This is a genomic window from Paenibacillus periandrae, from assembly GCF_022458865.1.
Classification (GTDB): domain Bacteria; phylum Bacillota; class Bacilli; order Paenibacillales; family NBRC-103111; genus Paenibacillus_S; species Paenibacillus_S periandrae.
This window is the reverse complement of sequence record NZ_JAJNMU010000018.1, coordinates 169777-191226: the sequence shown is the minus strand read 5'-3', so window position 1 is coordinate 191226 and position 21450 is coordinate 169777. Positions and strand designations below refer to the sequence as shown.

General features: G+C 47.6%; 17 protein-coding genes and 1 pseudogene. 12 read left to right on the top strand and 6 right to left on the bottom strand.

Annotation, left to right across the window (positions count from 1 at the left end; all coding sequences use genetic code 11):
- The first annotated feature begins 45 nt into the window (after window positions 1-45).
- The 3 genes from LRL21_RS28375 to LRL21_RS28365 are packed head-to-tail and all read left to right on the top strand — an operon-like array spanning window position 46 to window position 4875.
- Complete coding sequence (locus LRL21_RS28375; RefSeq protein WP_240419134.1) at window positions 46-1815, top strand: cache domain-containing sensor histidine kinase; 1770 nt, start codon at window positions 46-48, stop codon at window positions 1813-1815.
- Window positions 1812-3185, top strand: a complete 1374-nt coding sequence (locus tag LRL21_RS28370; RefSeq protein WP_240419133.1) for an ABC transporter substrate-binding protein — start codon at window positions 1812-1814, stop codon at window positions 3183-3185. The genes LRL21_RS28375 and LRL21_RS28370 overlap by 4 nt, the downstream gene beginning before the upstream one ends.
- Before the next feature lie 37 nt (window positions 3186-3222).
- Window positions 3223-4875: a response regulator gene (locus LRL21_RS28365; protein ID WP_240419132.1), complete on the top strand. Its 1653-nt coding sequence runs from the start codon at window positions 3223-3225 to the stop codon at window positions 4873-4875.
- 85 nt (window positions 4876-4960) lie between these two features.
- On the opposite strand, the gene LRL21_RS28360 is transcribed toward LRL21_RS28365, so the two are convergent.
- From LRL21_RS28360 to cysK, 3 genes are all read right to left on the bottom strand, one after another.
- Complete coding sequence (locus LRL21_RS28360; RefSeq protein ID WP_240419131.1) at window positions 4961-5512, bottom strand: GNAT family N-acetyltransferase; 552 nt, start codon at window positions 5510-5512, stop codon at window positions 4961-4963.
- Window positions 5513-5670: 158 nt separating this feature from the next.
- Window positions 5671-5820, bottom strand: coding sequence for a hypothetical protein (locus LRL21_RS28355; RefSeq protein WP_240419130.1), 150 nt, complete (start codon window positions 5818-5820; stop codon window positions 5671-5673).
- Window positions 5821-6131: 311 nt separating this feature from the next.
- The gene (gene cysK / locus LRL21_RS28350) at window positions 6132-7067 is read right to left on the bottom strand and encodes a cysteine synthase A (RefSeq protein WP_240419129.1); all 936 of its coding nucleotides are present in this window, start codon (window positions 7065-7067) and stop codon (window positions 6132-6134) included.
- 215 nt (window positions 7068-7282) lie between these two features.
- Here cysK and LRL21_RS28345 point away from each other — a divergent pair, with 215 nt between their 5' ends.
- The 7 genes from LRL21_RS28345 (at window position 7283) to LRL21_RS28315 (ending at window position 17548) form a co-directional block, all read left to right on the top strand.
- The gene (locus LRL21_RS28345) at window positions 7283-8230 is read left to right on the top strand and encodes an alpha/beta hydrolase (protein ID WP_240419128.1); all 948 of its coding nucleotides are present in this window, start codon (window positions 7283-7285) and stop codon (window positions 8228-8230) included.
- Window positions 8231-8418: 188 nt separating this feature from the next.
- Complete coding sequence (locus LRL21_RS28340; RefSeq protein WP_240419127.1) at window positions 8419-9747, top strand: extracellular solute-binding protein; 1329 nt, start codon at window positions 8419-8421, stop codon at window positions 9745-9747.
- Between the two features lie 127 nt (window positions 9748-9874).
- The gene (locus tag LRL21_RS28335; protein WP_240419126.1) at window positions 9875-10753 is read left to right on the top strand and encodes a carbohydrate ABC transporter permease; all 879 of its coding nucleotides are present in this window, start codon (window positions 9875-9877) and stop codon (window positions 10751-10753) included.
- A 17-nt stretch (window positions 10754-10770) separates the two neighbouring features.
- Complete coding sequence (locus tag LRL21_RS28330) at window positions 10771-11649, top strand: carbohydrate ABC transporter permease (RefSeq protein WP_240419125.1); 879 nt, start codon at window positions 10771-10773, stop codon at window positions 11647-11649.
- 67 nt (window positions 11650-11716) lie between these two features.
- Window positions 11717-13477: a sensor histidine kinase gene (locus LRL21_RS28325; protein ID WP_240419124.1), complete on the top strand. Its 1761-nt coding sequence runs from the start codon at window positions 11717-11719 to the stop codon at window positions 13475-13477.
- Window positions 13455-15020 carry a helix-turn-helix domain-containing protein gene (locus tag LRL21_RS28320; RefSeq protein WP_240419123.1) on the top strand — a complete coding sequence of 522 codons (1566 nt, stop codon included), beginning with the start codon at window positions 13455-13457 and terminating at the stop codon, window positions 15018-15020. The genes LRL21_RS28325 and LRL21_RS28320 overlap by 23 nt, the downstream gene beginning before the upstream one ends.
- A gap of 20 nt (window positions 15021-15040) precedes the next feature.
- Window positions 15041-17548 carry a beta-mannosidase gene (locus tag LRL21_RS28315; protein ID WP_240419122.1) on the top strand — a complete coding sequence of 836 codons (2508 nt, stop codon included), beginning with the start codon at window positions 15041-15043 and terminating at the stop codon, window positions 17546-17548.
- A 119-nt stretch (window positions 17549-17667) separates the two neighbouring features.
- Here the strand turns inward: LRL21_RS28315 and LRL21_RS28310 are convergent, their stop codons facing one another.
- Window positions 17668-18486: a helix-turn-helix transcriptional regulator gene (locus tag LRL21_RS28310; RefSeq protein WP_240419121.1), complete on the bottom strand. Its 819-nt coding sequence runs from the start codon at window positions 18484-18486 to the stop codon at window positions 17668-17670.
- A gap of 138 nt (window positions 18487-18624) precedes the next feature.
- Here LRL21_RS28310 and LRL21_RS28305 point away from each other — a divergent pair, with 138 nt between their 5' ends.
- Complete coding sequence (locus tag LRL21_RS28305) at window positions 18625-19896, top strand: alpha-L-fucosidase (RefSeq protein ID WP_240419120.1); 1272 nt, start codon at window positions 18625-18627, stop codon at window positions 19894-19896.
- Between the two features lie 244 nt (window positions 19897-20140).
- Window positions 20141-20338: pseudogene (locus LRL21_RS28300) on the top strand (SDR family oxidoreductase); the annotation flags it as partial.
- A gap of 75 nt (window positions 20339-20413) precedes the next feature.
- On the opposite strand, the gene LRL21_RS28295 reads toward LRL21_RS28300, so the two are convergent.
- Together LRL21_RS28295 and LRL21_RS28290 are read right to left on the bottom strand one after the other, a co-directional pair.
- A complete protein-coding gene (locus tag LRL21_RS28295; RefSeq protein ID WP_240419119.1) occupies window positions 20414-20890 on the bottom strand; it encodes a GyrI-like domain-containing protein in 477 nt (158 codons plus the stop codon).
- A 30-nt stretch (window positions 20891-20920) separates the two neighbouring features.
- Window positions 20921-21391 carry a GyrI-like domain-containing protein gene (locus LRL21_RS28290; protein ID WP_240419118.1) on the bottom strand — a complete coding sequence of 157 codons (471 nt, stop codon included), beginning with the start codon at window positions 21389-21391 and terminating at the stop codon, window positions 20921-20923.
- Between the last annotated feature and the right edge of the window lie 59 nt (window positions 21392-21450).

Here is a 21450-nt window from a genome sequence, read left to right as displayed (position 1 = left end):
TGAGAATGTGTAAGTACGATATGCAACAACTCTGGAGGATTCGTTATGTCGCTGCGCCATAAAATTATGCTGGGCGTTATATTGCTTGTGTTTATTCCAATTGTGCTGATGGGCAGCATTACCTACAAGCTGTTTAACGGAGCTATCGAAAAGCAAACGGAGAATTTTTACGCTAACAGTCTGCTGGAAACGGACCGCAAAATCCAGTATGCGTTGAACGAAATGAATGTGATCTCGGACTTGAGTATTACCCAACCGGTTATACAGCAATTTTTGAAGCGCAAGTATACGGGAGAGCTTCGGGAAAGTGAAGGGGCTGCCAGTCGTCAATTGCTTACCGAGTTGAACAATCTGCTTTTATCCCATCCGAAAATAACGTCTTTGACCTTATATAATCAAAATGAGCTGGTTCACAGCTCCAGAGCAGCTCCGGCGGCAACCTATGAGATGCTGAAGCAGCAGCCTTGGTATGGGCAAATGAGAGCTTTGAATGGACGGCCTTTATGGCTCGGTCCTTTTGAAAATTCAACAGCCTCCGATCAGCAGCTTACCCATGTGCGTACGATTAAGGATTATTATTCACTCGATGACATCGGAACCCTCGTATTGACGGTGAAGACGGATGCAGTTGATCATGTTTTCTGGGAAGCGGGGACGATTAAGGAAGGCGAGATGCTGGTTGTGAACCAGCAGGGCTTGGTGCTGTTCAGCAAGTCAGGTCAGCATCTGGGGAAACAGCTTTCTTTTCCATTTCTACAGTCTCATGAGGAGCGTCACGCTTATGTGGACACCTATGAGGGCCAGGAAACCTTTATTACCTATTATCCCTCCCAAATTTCCGGGTGGTATTTGGTTGCTCTGACACCACTGAATCAAATGTACGCGGAAACCGCTGGGATCCGTAATCTGGCGCTCGGTCTGCTCGTCTTTGCTCTGCTCAGTGTGATATTATTTGATGTCCTGTTTATTCGTAAGCTGGTGCATTCGATCATTTCAGTTGTGAAAGCGCTGCGATTGGCAGAATCGGGCAAATTCACGGAGGTCAGACAGGGCAGTGAGGTGTACCGTGACGAATCAGGGTTATTGGTGCGGGGCTTTAACCGGATGAGCGGTCAAATTCAGGAGCTGATCCGGCGGGTGGAAGTGGAGCAGGAGAGGAAGAAGGAAGCAGAGATGCAAGCGCTTGTGGCACAGATCAATCCACATTTTATATATAATTCGCTGGAAACGATCAATTCAATGGCCGTGCTTCAAGGTAATAAGGAAATCAGCAGACTGGTGATTTCACTCGGCAAGCTGCTGCGGATCAGTATCAGTGAAACCCAGGAGCTGGTTCCGATTGCTACCGAGCTGGAGCATGTCAAGCATTACTTGTTTATCCAAATGTGCCGTTTTGGCGATAAGTTGAATTATGAAATGGAGCTGCCGGACATATGGAAAAGACACCTGACGCTGAAGCTGATTGTCCAGCCCATTGTGGAAAATGCGCTCTATCACGGAATCGAACCGATGCAGGAGCAAGGTGTTATTCGTATCCGTGTCATGGAGGTCGGGAACGATCTTGTTGTGGAAGTGGCGGACAACGGACACGGGATTGAACCAAACAGGCTGGAGGAGCTGTTTGCCGGACGGCAGCAGAGCACGGACAAGACGAGGCATCGCGGTGTAGGCATGAAAAATGTGCATGATCGACTGCGGATTCGTTTTGGCGGCAGCTATGGAATTATGGTCTGCTCGACCCGTGGTGAAGGCACGATTGTACGGATTCGGATGCCGCGGATATTAGCGGACAGCCAGGGAGGTGCGGGACCATGAACAAGTCCTTTGACAAACTGCGTTGTGGGCTGTGGAACTGCTCTCTATTAAGAGGACGGATGCGTGCGCTTTTGGCTGGAATATTTATAAGCATTCTGATCGTACAAGGAGCTGGCTGTTCCTCTGAATCACGGCCTCAGGCTACAGAAAAGATCAAGCTGAGCTTTCGTCATGTCTGGATTCAGGAGCACAACGCCCAGATGTTAAAGATCGTATCTGAAGTCATCAAGCAATTCGAGCTGGACCATCCGAACGTGCGGGTTGACTTTGAAGGATTGGATCAAACCGTTCACCGCGAGCAGCGCTTGAAAAGTGAGATGGTGACAGGCAATCCCCCGGATATTTTTGTGTTGTTCAGCGGCGCTGAAATCGAGCCTTATGCACGTGCAGGGCGTCTGCTGGATTTGTCGGGTTTTCTGAAAGAGAACAGCATGGACGACGGCTTTTACGATCTGAGCCTTTGGAGGTTCGGCAGTGGGGTGTATGGCCTTCCGATCGAAGGCTTTGTTGAGCCGGTATATTATAACAAGCAGTTGTTTGCCGAGCTGGGCCTGTCTGTTCCCACCAATTGGGACCAGCTCGTGCAGGTGATCACCAGGCTGAAAGCAGCAGGGCTGGTTCCATTCTCGTTAGGCAATCAGGAGCGCTGGCCTGGGGCGATGCATTATCATTACTTCCTGCAGCGGTTTGCGGGGTCTGCAGTGATCGATCAGATTGTGAAAGGAAAAGGCAGCTTCATGAATGCCGATTATGAGCAGGCGACAGAGCGTTTTCTTGAATTCGCCAAACTTAGTCCATTCCCGACGATGTCGGATACACGCAGTATTGATTATGCCGAGAAACTGTTTTTGGATGGCAAGGCCGGAATGTTCCTGAGCGGCAGCTGGGAGCTTAATTTATTTCAGGGTGAAAATTCCACACCAGGGTTTGCCGACAAGGTAGGGGTCTTCAATTTTCCTGTCCTGTCGGGACCGAAGGAGGCATCGGTTGGTCTGGCCAGAGGCTACACCTTTGGTCTGGGCCTATCGGCCAATCTTGAGGGTGAACGACGCCGAGCAGCGCTCGATTTGGTGAAGGCTATTTATGCCCCGGATGTGCAGAGGCGAATTGTATATGAAAGCTTCCGGCTGCCAGCTATGAAAATAGCGGTTGATTATCACCGGACCGGACCGGTATTCAAGCAAATTGTCGATTTGCTGGAGGCATCGCCTACAGCCTTTGTTCCATATGATAATGCGCTGCCACCTGCTTTGCAGGAGCCGTTTTTTCAGGTCGCCGAGCAGCTGATTGCTGGCAATGTGTCGGCACAGGAAGCGCTGCAAAGGCTGGAAGCTCAGCTGCAGCAATACTATGAGCTGATTGGCAAATAACCCGTAACAAGAGTGTGTCCAAAGGAGGTGTTTTCCATTGCCCAGCATCTATAAGGTGGTTCTTGTTGATGACGAGCCGATTATTCTGCGCAGCTTGAAGGTGGCTTTGCCTTGGGAGGAAATGCAGATGCAAATCGTGGGAGAAGCGGCAAATGGTGAGCAGGGATTGCAGCTGATTCAAGCTCACAGACCGGACATTGTGATCAGCGACATACGAATGCCGGTTATGGATGGGATTTCGATGATGAAGGAAGCGCTGCATCAGCAGCCTTCATTAGTTTTCGTCCTGCTCAGCGGGTATGGGGAATTTGAATATGCCAGAGAAGCGCTTCGATATGGCGCTTCTGATTATTTGCTTAAGCCTGTCGATCATGAAGAGCTTGAGAACGTGATGCGAGAGGCCAGGAGCAGGCTGGAGCAGGAGGCTGAACGCCAATCGGAGAAAGATTACTTGAACCGCTCTGCACAGGCTTTATCCAGCTTGCTCAGAGAAAGGCTGATCAGCAGCATGTTGGAGGGGAACAACAAGCCGTATAATCCGTCTTATTGGCTGCAGGGCTGGGATTTGGAGCATCCGTATGTGATGCTTGTTGTTGGCTTTGATGATACGCTGGAAGTGAATCGCTGGAGCCAGGAGGACCGCAGATTGTGGTTTTTTGCAGTTGGCAATGTGTTGAGTGAATACGGAGGCAAGCGCGGCGCCTTGACCGTATTTCCGTTTCGAAGCGGGGAATGGGTCCTGCTGCTACAAAACGGCAATAAGCAGGAGGCCGAGCATACCGCCGGAGAAATCATCACATTGGTGAAAATATGCACGAAGCTGTCCTGCTCGGTCGGGATCAGCAGACAGCATTCGGGACTGGATGCGTTGTTTGCTTGTTATCGCAGCGCACAGCAGGCGCTGTTAGCCCGATTTACCGGAGGCCGGGAGCGGGTGTATGTGGACGCCGACACGGCAGCAGCCTCCGCATGGTTACTGGAAGCGGAGGCCGGGGGTGCCTCTGCTGATCGGTCAGCCTCCGCTGCGTTATTGCATTGGGAGCAGCGTTTGACCGAAGCGGTTGCCGGCTTTGATCGCAGCAGAATATCCATGCTGCTGGAGGAACTGATTAACGAGCTTCGTACTAAGAGCAAAGGCCAGGAGGATGCCGCAGCGATGATGATAGAGCTCGTTGTTGGCATCTCCCGGCGATTGAGCGATTTAAGCGAGGAGCCCTTGATGCGTATCAAGGAATTGATTTCACATATTCCGCTTTGCGGGACACTTGATGAATTGGAGCTGCTGCTCAGACAATCATTACTGGAGCATACGGGCCGACCCCTACGGGTATCTGCTCGTGAGGATGAGGTTCGTACCATCCAAAAAGCCATCGAATATATATCCGGACGGTTTCATCATGATCTGAGTATTGATGAGGTTTCCGAGTTCATCGGACTCAGCTGCAGCCACTTTTGCGTTTTATTTAAGAAGGAGAGCGGGGTTACGTTTCTCGAATATGTGACCAAGCTGCGAATCGAACGCGCTTGCTCGATCCTGCGCAATACGGATGTCAAGGTATACCAAATAGCGCCCCTGGTAGGTTATCAGGACGCCAAATATTTTACACAGGTGTTCCGTAAAATGATGGGTATGACGCCATCTGAATATCGTACGACGGTACAGATGGAAGTGGAACTTAAAGAAAATTAACAACACTGCGTATGCAAGTGAAGGGAATATCGATTCATGTCCAAATCCGATCATATAGGCATGTAATTTTAGCACATGAGCTGCCTTATTTCTTGGCATAGGCCCTGTTGTGAAAATGTGAGATATGCTCGAATAGTACCTCCCCGTCTTGGGGAATCTGGCTGTCGGGCTGCCAAATCAGGTACAGGGCCTGATATTTCTCCGGAACCCAAATGTAGGTGTGAACATAGCTGGTTAGTGTAAACCCGTAATGCTGCCAGAAGTGAAGACGCTGTAAATTGGTAGCATTATCCTCGGACTCGATTTCAATAACAGCACCTGTACTTTGCAGCGCAGACCTGGACCACCCGATGATATAATCCAAAAACATTTTGCCTATACCCTGGCCGCGCGAATCCTCACGAACTGCCATGTAATCGATAAGCAGTCCGTTGATCCCTTCCAGCTTACCCGTTAACGTCATGGCGATGATGTCAGACTGATTGCTGGCGATATGCAGCTGGCACAGCTTTCTCTCAATGGAGCGGCGAATAATTGTTGTAGGTTTGCTGTTGTCGGGGTCAAAGGCTTGTCTATAAATCGGTGCCGCCTGCTTCCAAATCTGTTCATCCCAATAATCGATTGTTTGATATTCCATCCGTATGTCGACCTCCGATTTCTATCATATCAGAAATACGGGAGGGAACCCAAATCCGAAAGGCTATCATTTGCGAATAAACTGCATATAGTTCAGCATATAAAATGGCTGTCTTTAGTCTAAAGCGAGACTAGAAGACAGCCATTATATAATCACCGCTAAGGACGAACTCTGACCACAGCTACTTCCGATGCATTGATAGCAAAAGCATTGCCACCTTGACCAATTGTAGCTCTGGCACCTTGCTTGACAATGACTTTGGTATTTCCTTTGGCCCATTTTTGACGATTTGCTGTTTTACGCTGCATAGTAACGCTCACCTCCTTCCAGAGGTACATCCCTATCCGTGTTCTGCCAATTAACGCCGTTTTTGCTTTTTTGAAATGTGCACATTAACGGCATTACTTGCCAGAACGTTGCCTTGTACAGAGCTTGCCGTCGCCGTTTGATAAATGTGAATAACAAGAAAATGGTTTTAACCAACACGGTAGCGGTATGATTTCACATCGGACCGATTCACTTGTAGACCTCCTTATGGCTTAAACGAATCTACCATCACAGTATTCGGGAGGCCGACAGGTTGTCTCGGAGAATGGTAGGGAGGTGAGACAAGTTCGTACTATTTTTCTTGAAATAAACTTGTGGATAAATAGCGCTCCCCGGAATCCGGGAGTAAGGTTACAATCGTTTTGCCTGTATGCTCAGGACGTTTGGCAATCTGGGTAGCCGCGTAAACCGCAGCTCCAGAGGAAATCCCGACAACGAGTCCTTCTGCTTTGGCCAATAAACGTGCTGTTTCGAAGGCATCTTCACTTTTGATTGCCATGATCCCATCAATGACCGACGGCTTGTAGATCGAAGGGACAAAACCAGCCCCAAGTCCTTGGAGCTTATGCGCGCCTTTGGTACCGCCAGATAGAACAGGGGAATCAAAAGGCTCGACTGCGATGATTTGCACGGAAGGCTTTTTGGATTTCAGCACCTCGCCAACACCTGTAATCGTACCTCCTGTCCCCACTCCACAGACAAAAATATCTACAGAGCCTTCTGTATCCCGCCAAATTTCCTCTGCTGTTGTGACACGATGAATTTGCGGATTAGCCGGATTATCAAATTGCTGAGGCATGAAGGAATCCGGTATTTGGGCAGCCAATTCTGCAGCTTTACGCATCGCTCCTGGCATACCCTCCGATCCTGAAGTCAATACCAGTTCCGCACCCAGAGCCGTCAATAGCTTCCTTCGCTCCAGACTGAACGTTTCCGGCAAAGCAATAATTAACCTGTATCCCTTGGCGGCAGCTACGAAAGCGAGCGCAATTCCCGCATTGCCGCTGGTTGCTTCGATGATGACTGAATTTTTATTTAAAAGGCCTTGCTCCTCTGCAGCCTGGATCATCGCGTAGCCGATCCGGTCTTTGACACTGCCTGCTGGATTGAGATACTCCAGCTTGGCTATAAGTTTCGCCTCAAGCTGTTGATGTTTGTTATAATTCGACAGCTCAAGCAAAGGGGTGTTACCGATCAAGTCCGTTAAGTTTTTAGCAATTCGTGACATAGGTAAATATCCTCCTTGTATATATTCCTTATTTTCCACTGTGCATAGTGGGATAATATACTTAAACCTTAACATTAGCATCACCTGTCTGACAAATCAGTTATTTTGATGTGAAAAACGATTTCTTTTAATAGGATAAGGCAAATATAAGTACGTTCCTTTATAATGGACTTAATCGAACAGCAGCAGCTGAAGTAAGAGCGGGGGCATGATTTGTGGACACGGAAACTTTCACTTTTAAGGATATCGATCAGTTGGAGATATTCGTCTATCATTGGAGCCTTGAAGATCGACAAGAGCCCCGGGCCATTATTCAAATTGCTCATGGCATGGCGGAAACGGCAGCACGTTACGAGAGATTTGCTCGATCCTTAGTACAAGCGGGCTACGAGGTGTATGCGAATGATCATAGGGGGCATGGATGTACAGCGGGACATCCGAATCAGGTGGGTATTACGGGTACCGAGGGATTTGCCAAAATGACGGAGGCGATGGCGAAGCTGACTGATATTATTGACAAAAGGCATCCGGGCGCGCCTGTCTATTTGCTTGGTCACAGTATGGGCTCGTTCCTGGTGCAGCAATATATGTATACATACAGCGATAAGGTTAGGGGCGTTATCCTGTCAGGAACAAACGGCAAGCATCCACCGACCCTTAGAGTAGGGATCATGCTTGCACAATTGCTGGCTTCCCTGCAAGGCAGTGACCACCGCAGTCCACTTTTGATGAAGCTGTCGCTGGGCAGCTATAACAAGCCATTCCGTCCCAACCGGACGGGTTGCGATTGGCTGAGCCGCGATGAAGCGGAGGTTGATCGTTATATAGCAGATCCTTATTGTGGAGGGATATTTACCGCAGGGTTTTTCAGGGATTTCTTCCGTGGATTAGTTGATATTCACCTTCAGAGCAACATGGAACGCATCCCCAAGCAGCTGCCAATTTACATATTTGCCGGTGATCGGGATCCGGTTGGAGGCATGGGCAAAGGAATTCCTCAACTGATAGGGATGTATGACCAGCTTGGCATCGAACAGGTTACCTGCAAGCTGTATCCGGATGGCAGGCATGAAATGCTGAATGAAATTAATCGTGAAGAGGTTACCCGCGATGTGCTGAAGTGGCTGGAGCAGCAGCAGTCTCTAGTCGCTCAAGTGGAATGAATTCCAGCCTGACAGGCAATTCTATTTACATACAGGGTGAGGCTCTCGGGGCTTCATCCTATTTTTTGTTTAAGGTGATATGTGACCAACCTGATATTATTCTACCCCTGTGCTTATGATATTCCCCTTACCGAATGAGAATGAAGCTTGTAGAATGAACAATAGAACGAGAGGGGAGAATCACACAAATGAAAAAAATAACCAAAATTGCTCTAACTACAATGGTATCAGCGTCCATGCTTGCCGGATGTGCAGGGGGACAACCAACAGAAGATAAAGGTGCGGCGGCCGGTGGGGCTAATAAAGAAAAAGTGAAGCTGTCGATTTGGCATAACTGGACAGGCCAGGACGCCAAAGGTATTGCCATGCGTAAAATCCTCGATGATTTCAAAACGCAGCATCCCGAGATCGAGCTGGAGGCGGAGGGGTTGCCGACAGACGGTTTGAAAACACGTTTGCGTACAGTAGCGGCTGCGGATGAAATGCCGGACCTGTTCGTCATGTGGCCGGATGCGATGACCAAGGAATTCGTGAATGGCAAGCTGCTGCAGCCTATTGATGAGTTTTTGAACAGCAAACCGGAATGGAAAAACAACTTTATTCCAAACGCTCTCGATGGCTACACGGTGGATAGCAAGATTTACTCTGTTCCTATGAACCTGGCTCCAAGCTCATTCATTTACTACAATCAGGCTATCTTCGACAAATACAACGTGAAGGTACCGAAAACCTGGGATGAATTGAAAACAGTGATGGATACCTTTAACAAAAATAACATTATTCCTATGGCATTAGGTAACAAAGCAAACTGGGTAGTTCAATCGACCATTTTCAGCACAATCGGTGATCGTGTAACGGGGACGGACTGGTTCTTAAAAGCCTCTGCTCAAAATGGCGCCAAATTTACCGATCCTGAATTTATCAAAGCTTTGACCGTACTTCAGGATCTGGGCAAATCCAAAGCGTTCCAGGATGGCTTTAATGGAATCGACGAGAATCAAATGATGCAGCTGTTCTTCCAGGGAAAAGCCGCGATGTTTATGGATGGCGGTTGGGCAACAGCGAATTTGGTAAACAATGCACCGAAGGAAGTTTTGGATACAACACACATAACAATCCTTCCTGCGATTGATGGAGGCAAAGGCGATCCGCAAACCACAGCAGGTGTAGTTGGAACAGGCTTAGGTGTTAGCAAGAAGCTGACAGGTGTGAGAAAAGATGCAGCAATGGAACTATTTTATGCATTGTCCGGTCCTGAAGGTCAAAAAGCAACGCTGGGCAGCAGCACATTGGTCAGCTATAAGATTGATGTAGATAAAAGCAAAGCACATCCTTTATTCGTTGAGCTGAATGAATTGATGAAAAATGTTAAAATCAGTCCGGTTTACGATTCCAAATTAAGCTCTGCTGCAGTTGAAGTGATCAACAACGGACTTCAGGAATTGTTAATGGGTACAAGCCCAGAGGTTGTGGCCAAAAAAGTGCAGGATGCGCAAGCAGGCGCGCTTGGTAAATAAGGACAATAAGTTCATTCAGTCAAGACAAGAGTTTATCGAACCAATCAGATATTTGAGCACAACGAGCATCGGTACGAATCAGCCCTCCCTGGTGGAGGGCTGATTATTTGGAGGGGAAGTGAGAGAGATGAAGACACTAAACATGCGTAGATTTATCATAATGGGCTTACTGCCATCCATACTTATTTATACCTTATTCGTATTTGTACCTGTGATTTGGTCTGCCTATTACGGTTTCTTTGAATGGAAGGGCATTGGCGAAGCCAAATTTATCGGCTTGAAAAACTACGTGGAAGTTATTCACGATACTATATTTTGGCGTGCACTCAAGAACAATATTATTTTTGTACTTGCCTCGGTATTCGGTCAGCTGCCGCTCGCTTTGATTTTGGCGATTGTGCTGTTCAAAAACAATGCGCTGCAGCGGTTTTTACGATCTGCCGTGTTTATGCCCATGGTCATGTCCTCGGTCGTTATCGGGATGATCTGGCAATATATTTACCACCCGCAAATCGGTATTCTTAACTTCCTGCTGGATTATTTGGGATTAAGCAGCTGGAAAATGCAGTGGCTTTCCGACAGCAATATTGCGATCTACGCGCTAATTCCTCCGCTGACCTGGAGCTTTGTCGGTTTATACTTAATTATTTTCATCTCGGCTTTGCAAAATATCCCCGGTGAAATTCATGACGCAGCCCTCATAGACGGTGCCACAGGCGCTCGCAAAATGATTTCCGTTACGCTGCCCATGGTTTGGACTACGATACAGGTTGCCATCGTGCTATGTATCTCAGGAAGCTTGAAGTCGTTTGACCTTGTGTATGTGATGACCAAAGGCGGACCGGCACATGCCACGGAGCTGCTGGCTACTTATATGTATAACTCGACCTTTTCCTCCTATCGTTATGGATACGGAAGTGCAATCTCCACCTCGATTATTATTCTGAGTCTGCTCTTTATCGGAACCAGCCAATGGCTGACAAGCAGAAAGTCAAAGAACGCATAGAAAGGAGGTCCATTCATATGAACAAAACCATGGCTCCATACTCACAAGCAGCTCCAGCCAAGTCCGGATTTTCCGCGAAAAAATGGAGGCCCGCTATTTTTTGGACTCTCATGACGGTTTATGGTATTTTAACGTTGTACCCTTTGTTTTGGCTGTTCATCAGTGCCTTCAAAACGAACGCCGAGTTTCTGAACCGTCCCTTTAGCTTGCCGTTATCGTGGCAGATTGATAACTTTGTCAAAGCCTGGAGTACGTCCAAGATGGGTACGGCTTTTGTGAATTCGGTGATCGTATCCTTGGCTTCATTGGCCATCACCTTATTCGTATCAGCTTTGTCCTCCTTCGTATTGGCCAGATTGCAGTTCAGGTTCAAGGGCTGGATACTGGGCTTCTTCGTAGTTGGCATGCTCATTCCGATTCATAGCACCTTGGTGCCGTTATTTATTTTAATGAAGCAGCTTTCCTTATTAAATACGTACTGGGCACTTATTTTGCCTTACACGGCTTTTGCACTGCCTACAGCTATATTTGTATTGGTTGCTTATTTATCTTCGGTACCCAAGGAAATAGAGGAAGCGGCTTTTATTGATGGAACAGGGCTTTGGGGTGTATTTCTGAAAATTATGCTGCCCATCTCGACACCAGCGCTGTCGACAGTAACGATTTTAAGCTTTTTGCACTTCTGGAACGATTTTTCCTTTGCTCTCGTGTTTATTAGCAAATCAACACTCAAAACCTTGCCGCTCAGTATCGCTACCTTCGCCGACGGCTTTCAAACGGATTACAGCCTGACGCTGGCTGCCATGACGATCGCTGTAGTTCCCACGATCCTCGTATATTTGGTGTTTCAGGAGCAGGTAATGAAGGGCATGACGGCCGGTGCAGTCAAAGGCTAAACCGTTTCTCGCCAGTGTTCTTAGGACTATGCAGCAGGGGGTGTGATCAATGCCGGTGTGGCGATGGATGAGAAATTCTTTAGGGCGCAAGCTGACTGTTATTATGCTCATAACCACACTGATTCCCCTTATGCTGCTTGGGGGATTTGCTTATGTCATTTCATCGAAAATTACGGAAGAAAAAACCGAACAGGCAGGCATTGATACCCTTCGTCAGATGGATGGGAATTTGCGTTTTATTATTAAGGACGTGGAGAACATGTCCATTTTTTTGATTGGTCAGAGCAATGTTCAGCAGTATGTTAGCAGCCTGGATGATGATGTAGGCTCTCAGACACGTATTCGCAGCTTTATGACCAATCTGATCAGCTCCAAGGAATACATTTCGAATGTAGAGATAATTCCGGCCAACTCCAATCCGCCGTTGTCTACGACGAACCTGTATCAATCTGATCTGGACCGTCTTGTTAATGTGCGGGAGGTGACAGGCAAGATGTGGACCACCCTGTATAACGTGCAGAATTATGCCGGCAACCAGAGAGTGATCTCGTTCATTCGACCTTTGCGCAGCACTGATAATTATCGGAATCTCGGCTGGCTGACGATTTCATTGGACGAGAAGGTAATCTCCAGATATTGGTCTGAGCCCAACCTTGGTGATGGAAAGGGGAGCGTCGCGCTTCTTAACGAACAGGGGATCGTTCTATCAGCCACGGATAAAAGCTGGCTTTCCCAGTCCTTGGATGTCCTGATGCCTGGTCTGTTGACTGAATTGAATCCGGCTTTGTATGGCGTTGTGAATCATGGCGAAGGCCGGGCTAAAAAGACGATCCTGTATTTCCGCGAACCGCTAGTCGGATGGGTGCTTGTAGGCGTGATTCCGTTTGACCTGTACAGTGCGCAGAACCGATATATTTTACAGCTTACCGGTGTCGCGGTCGCACTTTCCATTGTGGCTACAGCAGGTCTGATTCTGTTCCTCATTCAACGGATCACAAATCCGCTGCGGGTGCTGACCCGGTTAATCGCCAAGGTCAATCCGGAAGAGCCGCTGCCGCTATATTCAGTTGCATCATCTGACGAGATTGGCAAGCTCGCGGAGAGCTATAACATGCTGGGCAATCATATCGAGAAGCTGAAGAAACAAGTGATTCGCAACGAAGCGCATAAGAAGGAAGCGGATATGAGGGCTCTTCAGGCCCAGATTAATCCGCATTTTCTGTATAATACTCTTTCCTCGATTCACTGGATAGCATTGATGAATGAGGAGAAGCGGATTGCCGATATGGTTGGGGCCTTGAGCGATTTCTTGCGATTCAGTCTCAATAAAGGCAAGGAATTTTGCCCGGTTCATCAGGAGCTTGCCCATATCAAAAACTATGCGCAGGTTCAATCGATTCGTTATCCGGACAAATTTGATATGGATATCGTGGTAGATCCTGAACTGCAGGACCGTTATATGCTCAAGCTGCTGCTGCAGCCTCTGGTCGAGAACGCAATGCTTCATGGTATCCAAAAAAAAGAGGGAAAGGGGATGATATCGGTGTACGTAGAGCACAAGGCCAACCGGATGAGCTTTCTGGTGCTTGATGACGGAGTAGGCATGACTGAGGAGCAATTGGAGTTGATCACAAACAATCTGAATTCGCCGGATGGGGAGCTATATCCGGATGTAAGCTACGGATTAAGAAACGTGAATGAACGGCTGCAGCTTCATTATGGGCTGGATGCAGGTCTGATTATTGAAAGTCGGCTGAACGCGGGTACACGCATTTCATTCTCGATCCCGGTTTTGGAGGGACAACATGAAAATAATGATCGTCGATGACGAGGTCATCATCAGAACCGGACTGGCTAAAGTGATTAAATGGGACGAGCTCGGCATGGAGCTGCTGGAGCCTGCATCCTCTGCGGAGGAAGCGCTTGTACGAATTCCGCTTGAGCGTCCCAATGTGCTGCTGACCGATATCCGGATGACGGGCAAGACAGGGCTGCAGCTTGCTGAAGAAGCGATTCAGATCATCCCGGATCTGGAAGTCATTGTGCTCTCGGGGTACGACGATTTTGCCTATACGCAGCAGGCTATCCGGCAAGGCGTAAGCGATTATTTGTTGAAAACGAGCAGGCCGGAGGAAATCATCAAGACCGTGTTAAAGGCCAGACAACGAATTGAAGATAAATGGGCTGCGCATAGTCAGGATCATTACAAGAATAAGGAAGCGCGTAATCGTACCTTTGAACGTTGGATTAAGAGTGGGGAAGCGGGATCGATAGACCGTCATTTACTCCATACCTACTTACCTGGACTGTTTGGTGAAAGTGATACGCCCGGAAGCGAGCTTCAGGTGTTCATTGTAACGGCAGAGGGCTGGGAGGATTCGCCTTCATCAGCGTCTCTGCTTTTGTTTGCAGTTGACAATATGCTGCAGGATTTGTTGAATTGCGAATCACTACTGGAGAAAAAAAGGGTGATTGCAGCGATCCGTTTGGGTCATGGCAGCGATAACGGGATGCAGCATCTCCGGTTTATTTTTCAAAAGATAGAGCGGCTGTTGAAATGCAAGCTGTATGCGGCTTTTGGCACCCCCGTTCAGCAGCCTGAGCATATGCATGAATCGTATACAACGGCTAGCGATGCTTTTAACTACAAGACTTTAATTAATGAGAGCATTTGGCTGTACGAGGATATTGTCAAACGCAAGGGTGGCAAAACGGTCTGTACACACGATGAGGAGATGGAGCTGTCTTCTATTTTGCTGGAGGATGATTCGGTGGCTCTGAAGGGCTGGGTGCAGCGGTTTATTCAGGTACAGCTGGAGGATCCTCAGGTGACGCTCGAATCGCTGGAGGCTCTTGTTCATTCGGTTGCGATCTCGGCTCATCGCTGGCTGGAGCGGGTTATGTCGGCAATCGGACGCGAGAGTACAATGGAGGAGAGCCCCAAGCATTTTCAGCTTAAGCTTAGTGTTACCCCGAAGGACACGCTGTTTCAATATTTAAATTCTGTAATGAAGCTGTATCACAATCGTCTGGGCGAAGGACAAGCGACTCATGCGCAGAAGGCAATGGCTTACATTGAGGAGCATTTGGGCAGTGATGTGGGATTGCAGCAGGTTGCAAGGCACGTGCATTTGCATCCGAATCACCTGAGCGAGGTATTTAAGAAAGAGACCGGAATTACCTTCGGCGATTACGTAACGAGGCAGAAGATACAACGGGCGATGGAAATATTAACGATTTCACCAGCCAAAATCAGCGAGGTTGCGGCTCGGGTCGGCTACGAGGATGTTAAATATTTTAGCCAAATTTTCAAAAAGTACACGGGCAAAACACCGAGTGAATTCCGTGAAACAGCTGTCAACAATGGGTAGAGGAAAAGAGGAACCTTGTCATGGAAATTAAGGGCGTATGGAGAATTCAGCATTTTGATGTGGGGCAGAAAAGACCGATGGAGATGGCTTCGCCTAATCTGGACGATCGGTTCTGGATTACGGCTCAAGTGCCGGGCGACGTGCATTCGGCATTAATTGAAAGAAATATTATCGATAATCCTTACTTCGGACATAATGATGCCAAGAGCTTGTGGATTGAGCAAAAAGAATGGTGGTACCGCACGCAGTTCGATTATGTGAAGCAAGCAAACAGCGATGAACGTCACCAATTGATATTTGAAGGCCTGGATACTTTTGCAACGGTTTATGTGAATGGGCTTGAGATCGGTACGACGGACAATATGCTGATGGCGCATACGTTTGATGTCACGAAAATATTGCGAGATGGGAAAAACAGCATTGCCGTCAAGTTCGATCCGCTCTATTTGCACAATCGGGACAAAGAGCAGTTTCAATGGTCATCCTATACGAAGGAACGGCCATGGCTTCGCAAAGCAGCGATGAATTTCGGCTGGGATTGGGGTCCGCGGATGGTGACGGTTGGAATCTGGGGCAAGGTACGACTGGAAAGCAATCGCATGGCGAAGCTGGAAGGTGTCTATGCGCGTACGATATCCGTCGATGAAGGAGAAGCTATCATTCGTATTGATGCGGAAGTAACGCCTTATGCGAAGGACCAGGACTTGTTGTGTGAAGTGAAGCTGTTGACGAAGGATGGGCATTCGGTGGTATCCGAGCAGCTAGAAATTAGACAAAACAAAGGCTCTGTGGAGCTGGTTGTCTTATCTCCAGAGCTATGGTGGACGCATGACTTGGGCGAGCCTTATTTGTACGAGCTGGAGGTTGTTCTGATTGCCAATGATGAGCGGGTAGACCGTTACCGCAAGCCTTTCGGTATTCGTACCATTGAGCTGCAGCTGAAGGATGAAGCCGATCAGCATGCTTTTGCTTTTATCATCAATGGAGTGAAGCTGTTCGCCAAAGGCTCGAACTGGATACCAGCGGATAATTTCATTGGTGCGATTCCGGATCAGCGCTATCGTGACTTGATCGCTCTTTCTGTGGATTCGAATATGAATATGCTGCGTGTCTGGGCTGGCGGTATTTATGAAAAAGATGTGTTTTATGAGGAATGCGACCACCGCGGCGTACTCGTGTGGCAGGATTTTGCTTTTGCCAATGCGCTGTTCCCTGAATTCAACAAGAACTTTATGAATAACGTGCGCGAGGAAGTCATGTATAACGTCAAAAGACTTCGTAACCACGCATCGCTAGCACTCTGGTGCGGTAACAATGAAATCGACTGGCTGTATGATATGAAATCCGCTGCCGGTGACATTACTTCACCTTTTTACGGTGAACAGATTTATCATGAGCTGATTCCTGAAGTATTAGAGGCGTTGGATGACAATCGTCCTTACTGGCCTTCATCACCTTATGGCGGTAATGATGCCAATGATCCAGATGTCGGGGATCGGCACAACTGGCAGGTATGGCATGGCTCGGTATATCCGCGTAAGTTCGGAGACGTGCCGCTGCTTGATTACAGCATCGAAGGCGTTACGTTCAAGAATTACAAAAAGGACTTCACTTTATTCAGCAGTGAATTTGGTATGCATGCGTCAGCCAACCGGTACACCTTGGAGAAAAATATCCCGGATGGACAGTTCTACTGGGGCAGTGTGGAAATGGCTTACCGCAACAAGGACACGAATCATCAAAAGGGCATCCTGCTGATGGAAGGCTACACAGGTATTCCGCAAAATATTGAGGAATATATGAATTTCTCGATGCTGACGCAAGCCGAGGGCTTGAAATACGGGATTGAGCATTATCGCCGCAACAAGAAGCGGATCAGCGGATCACTCGTATGGCAGCACAACGACAGCTGGCCGGGTACAAGCTGGTCGCTGATTGATTATGAATTGCTTCCTAAGGCATCCTTCTATTATGCGAAGAAATTTTATTATCCACTACTGCTCTCGGTTGATCATGAGCCTGGACAATCGCTGCATATATGGGTTGTTAATGACCGTGTTGAAGCCTATAAAGGACAAGTCCGGGTAGCTGTCTATGATTTCGGCGGTAGTGAAGTGTACAGCACCTTATTGCAAGCTGATGTGCCGAGCAACGGGGCTGTCCAATTGGGAAGTTTGACCGAGGCTGAGATATTGAACGGCAAAGCTGCAGGAGAGGTTGTCGTCAAGCTTACAGCAGTAGACTTCGAGGCTCCAGACAATCTGCACTATCTGCGTGACCAAAAGGACTTGAATCTGTCCGCGGCTGCGCTTAAGGTTGAAGTCGACGCGAATGAGCAGACCGTGACAATTACAGCCGAAGGCTCACTGGCCCGAATGGTGAAGCTCGATCTACCGCAGGGCAACGTCCGCTTCAGCGACAATTTCTTTGACCTGCTGCCTGGTGAGCAGGCAACGGTTCACATTAGTGATCCACGAGGTGACAAGGTGTCACTGGATGCTTTAAAGGTATCGGGGATAAACGTTTAACGCCAGTTGTTGTAGGCAATATGTCAACCACTAATTTGAGGATGGGCCTGAAATCATTCTGAAGAAGGACATGGAATTTGTCATTTTCCATGTCCTCTTTTTGCGTTGTCCAACACAAGCTATCGCATGAGCAGTTGTCTGAAGTCTCTGGGTGAAAATCCGGTGTAGCTCTTGAACATCGTCGAAAAGTTATGCTGCTCGATACCTACCGCACGGGCGATGCTTCCAATGGTCATGTCGGTTGAAAGCATTTGTCTGGCCTTGTCAAGCCTCATCCGATTGATGTATTGGATGGGAGAGCAGCCCATCACGGAATGAAATGCTCGTATGAAATAATTCGGATGATAATGGACCAAGCTGGCAAGCTGCTCAATCGTTATTTTATGTTCCAGATTTTGTTCGATAAATTGAAACACGCGGCTCAACTTTTGCGTGGTCGATGAAGGGATTGCCGTTTGTTCAAAGCCATGATCAATGAACAAACCTATTAATTGAAGCATCGAAGCCTGGATATTAAGAATGGATGAGGGCGTCTGTTTCTTCATTTCGCTGATCATCCGGCTGAACCAGCTCTCAACCTCGGAGCTTGAGAGGACGTCGATGCATACGGGAAAACGGTACATCTCCAATAAATCCCTGTTGCCTACACGCGCTGTGAAATGGCACCAATATTTATGAAACGGATGGTCATTGATAGTTGAATAGGACTGCAAAACATGGCAAGGCATAACAACAAGCTGGCCAGGCTTAGGGTAGTAGACAATACCATCGACCTCAATCTGGCCCTCCCCTTCGATAATGAAATACAATCGGTTAAAACTGTGCACATAGTTTTCTCGTTTCCAGTCCATACCCACCGTTTGAACATTTGCGATAATGACATCTATCTGAAGGTTGGATAGTAAAGTCCGTAGGGAATCATTCGATGGTTTGTGCATGGATTGTCCCTGCCTTTAGTGAAATGATAGTTACTATTTACTACAAATAGGTTAACAAACAAGATGTTCATTGTAAATGGAACGATTATGATAGAGGTGAATGGAGCTGCTATTTCGATTTTACAAGGAGGATGGACGATGATTTCAAGATTTAACGATGCACGCGACAGATTTTTCGATATGCGCTTTGGCTTATTCATCCACTGGGGCTTATATGCGATTCCTGCCTGGCACGAACAAATATTGTGGAGAGGTAATGTGAAGCGGAATGATTATGAAAAGCTGATTCATGAATTCAACCCAATCGAGTTTGACCCAGAAGCATGGCTTGATCTGGCCCAGGAGGCAGGGATGCAGTACCTGTGCTTTACCACCAAGCATCATGATGGCTTCTGCATGTGGGACACCTCACATACGGATTATAAGATTACCCATACACCTTATGGTAAGGATGTAATGGCGATGCTGGCAGAAGCCTGTCAAAAACGTAATTTTCCGTTGAGTCTTTACTATTCTTGCCCGGACTGGCATCATCCCAATTATCCGAATATGGGCAGACATCACGAGATGTTCGGCCCCCGTCCGGGAGATGAGCCCGATATCAATCGCTATTACGAATATGTGACCAAGCAATTACGGGAGCTTTTAACGAACTATGGGCCTATATACCAGTTATTCTGGGACGTTAACGTCGCCGAATACCATGATCCTTCACTGAATGAGCTGGTTCGATCTCTGCAGCCGGGCATTTTGATTAATAATCGCGGTCCTGATGAAGGCGATTACAGTACTCCTGAGCGGCATGTTCCTGAAGGAGGTTCTTTCCGTACTCCTACCGAGGCTTGCCAATCGATTGGACGAGAAAGCTGGGGTTATCGTGAGAACGAGGATTATTACGCTGACAAGTTTCTGATGCAGAGTATTGACAAAATTTTGGCTATGGGAGGCAATTATTTACTGAATGTGGGACCCATGCCAGATGGTACGATTACTAGTGAGAACGCAAATTCACTTCGACGAATCGGGAAGTGGTACAAGAAGATTCGTGAATCCTTTGAGGGAACTGTACCGGCTTCGTACATGGGAGGCAAGGATGAAATCGAGTCAGCTAACGAAGTGAAGAGCCGGGTGTTCCGGGATCACGTCTTGTTGACGCGCAAAGGCAATACCGTTTATGTTCATGCTTATCGCGACCTTCAGAGCAATACGGTGATTCTGAAGCCGCTCGATGTGCTTCCTAAGCGGGCTATACTGCTTAATAATGGTCAAGAACTCGAGTCGAGCGTGGAGCTGCTGCCATGGTATTGGCAGGAACGTGCTTATTTGCGTATCCGTAATCTGCCAATTAACGAGATCACAGATGAAGTGTTGGTTATCAAGCTGGAATTTGGTGAGGATGTGACTGAATAAAGGACGAATCGACCCTCTGGCAAGTTGTCCAATGACACAAAAGTGTCTACATAAACTAATCCGAAAAAGCTTGATTACTAAAGCTTTTAATTTTTTATGTAGGGAAATTTGTTTCACTACAAAATGCACAAATTTCCCTACATTGTAGAATTACGACACAAAACTACCTACATTGTAGATTTCTGAATCATGGCAAGGATCTCGGACAGTATGTTATAGTTTCCCATAACAGCCATATTAATGAGTTATGGTCAACGCAGTCGATCCCGGTACTACCGATTCCAGCTGGATGTCCGAAGAGGTGAAAGATGCATTGCTGCCTCGATTCCTGATGGGCCAGATCGGTCTTCCAGAAGATGCAGCCCGTCTGATCGCATTTCTTGCAAGCGACGATTCCCAATGGATTGCCGGCAAAATCATCCATTCTAGAGGCGGTTTCTAAAGGTGTCTTAAAGAAAGCGAACTCAAAAAGGGCCATCCAAGTGTGTGTTTCGTGTGGCCCTTTGGTCAAATCCTACTATTTTTTAACAACTGGAACCCAAAATTCGCCGTAGAAAGTGCCGTCACCGTTTTCTTTGCGATAAGTCGCATTGGGACCGCCGATGTAAGCATAGTCAGTGATTTGTGACAAGACTTCGCCAAAGGCACGATAAGTCAACTGATCAAACAAAGTTTCCTTGTCGCCGGTTCCTGCGAGCACTATGTACTCGCTCTCTGGAAACTCGATGATGCGTGTTGCGTCAGCCACCGATTTGCTAGCTTCTACCGCGAAATAATTCCACGGTCTGCCTTGGTAAACCTCGTTGACTGACCATTCGCGATCATCTTTTGCGGCCGATTTGAGCTTATCAAAACGCCCGTCAGCCTGGAGTCCTCCCCAAAACTCTGCTTTTTCCTTCTGCAAAGCTGGCGCGTCTTGGAAATTGGATTGAATTGAAAAACCATAAGCGGTCAATGTAAATGATTTCTTATGTTCAACTGTGTAATTTGCCATGGGAGTGCTCCTTTGATTGAGATTAGACTGCTACTTTTTTGCACGAAGCCACATTTCGCCGTAGAATGTTCCGTCATCAGCTGCTTTGACGAATGTTGAGTTACCAGGACCAACGTATTTGTAGTCTGTGATTTCTTGCAGCAGGCCACCGAAAACCTTGCCTGTTATTTCGTCAGCAAGGCGGTCTTTGTCAGCGCCTGTGCCAGGCACCACAAGGTAGTCCCCAGCGAGGAAGTCAAGGACGACCGCGCCTTCCACGTCGTATGCACCCATCACGCCGAAGCCGCGCCAAGCCTTGCCGTCGATGACGTAGTTGATTTGATATTCTTGCCCGTCAGCGAGCGCGAGAAGTTCGGCAAGCTTGCCGTTTTCAGTGATTTCGGCTTTTTTTGCTGCAGTTTTTGCTGCATTGCCTGCCCAGTCGTTGTAGTCTTCAAGTAAAACACCGAAAGCAGTCATTTTGTAGTTTTCTGAAATGGTTTGGATGGAGTAGTTAGACATCTTGATCTCTCCTTAGCGGATTTGTTTTTACAAGATTGATACTACTCTCTAAATGTATC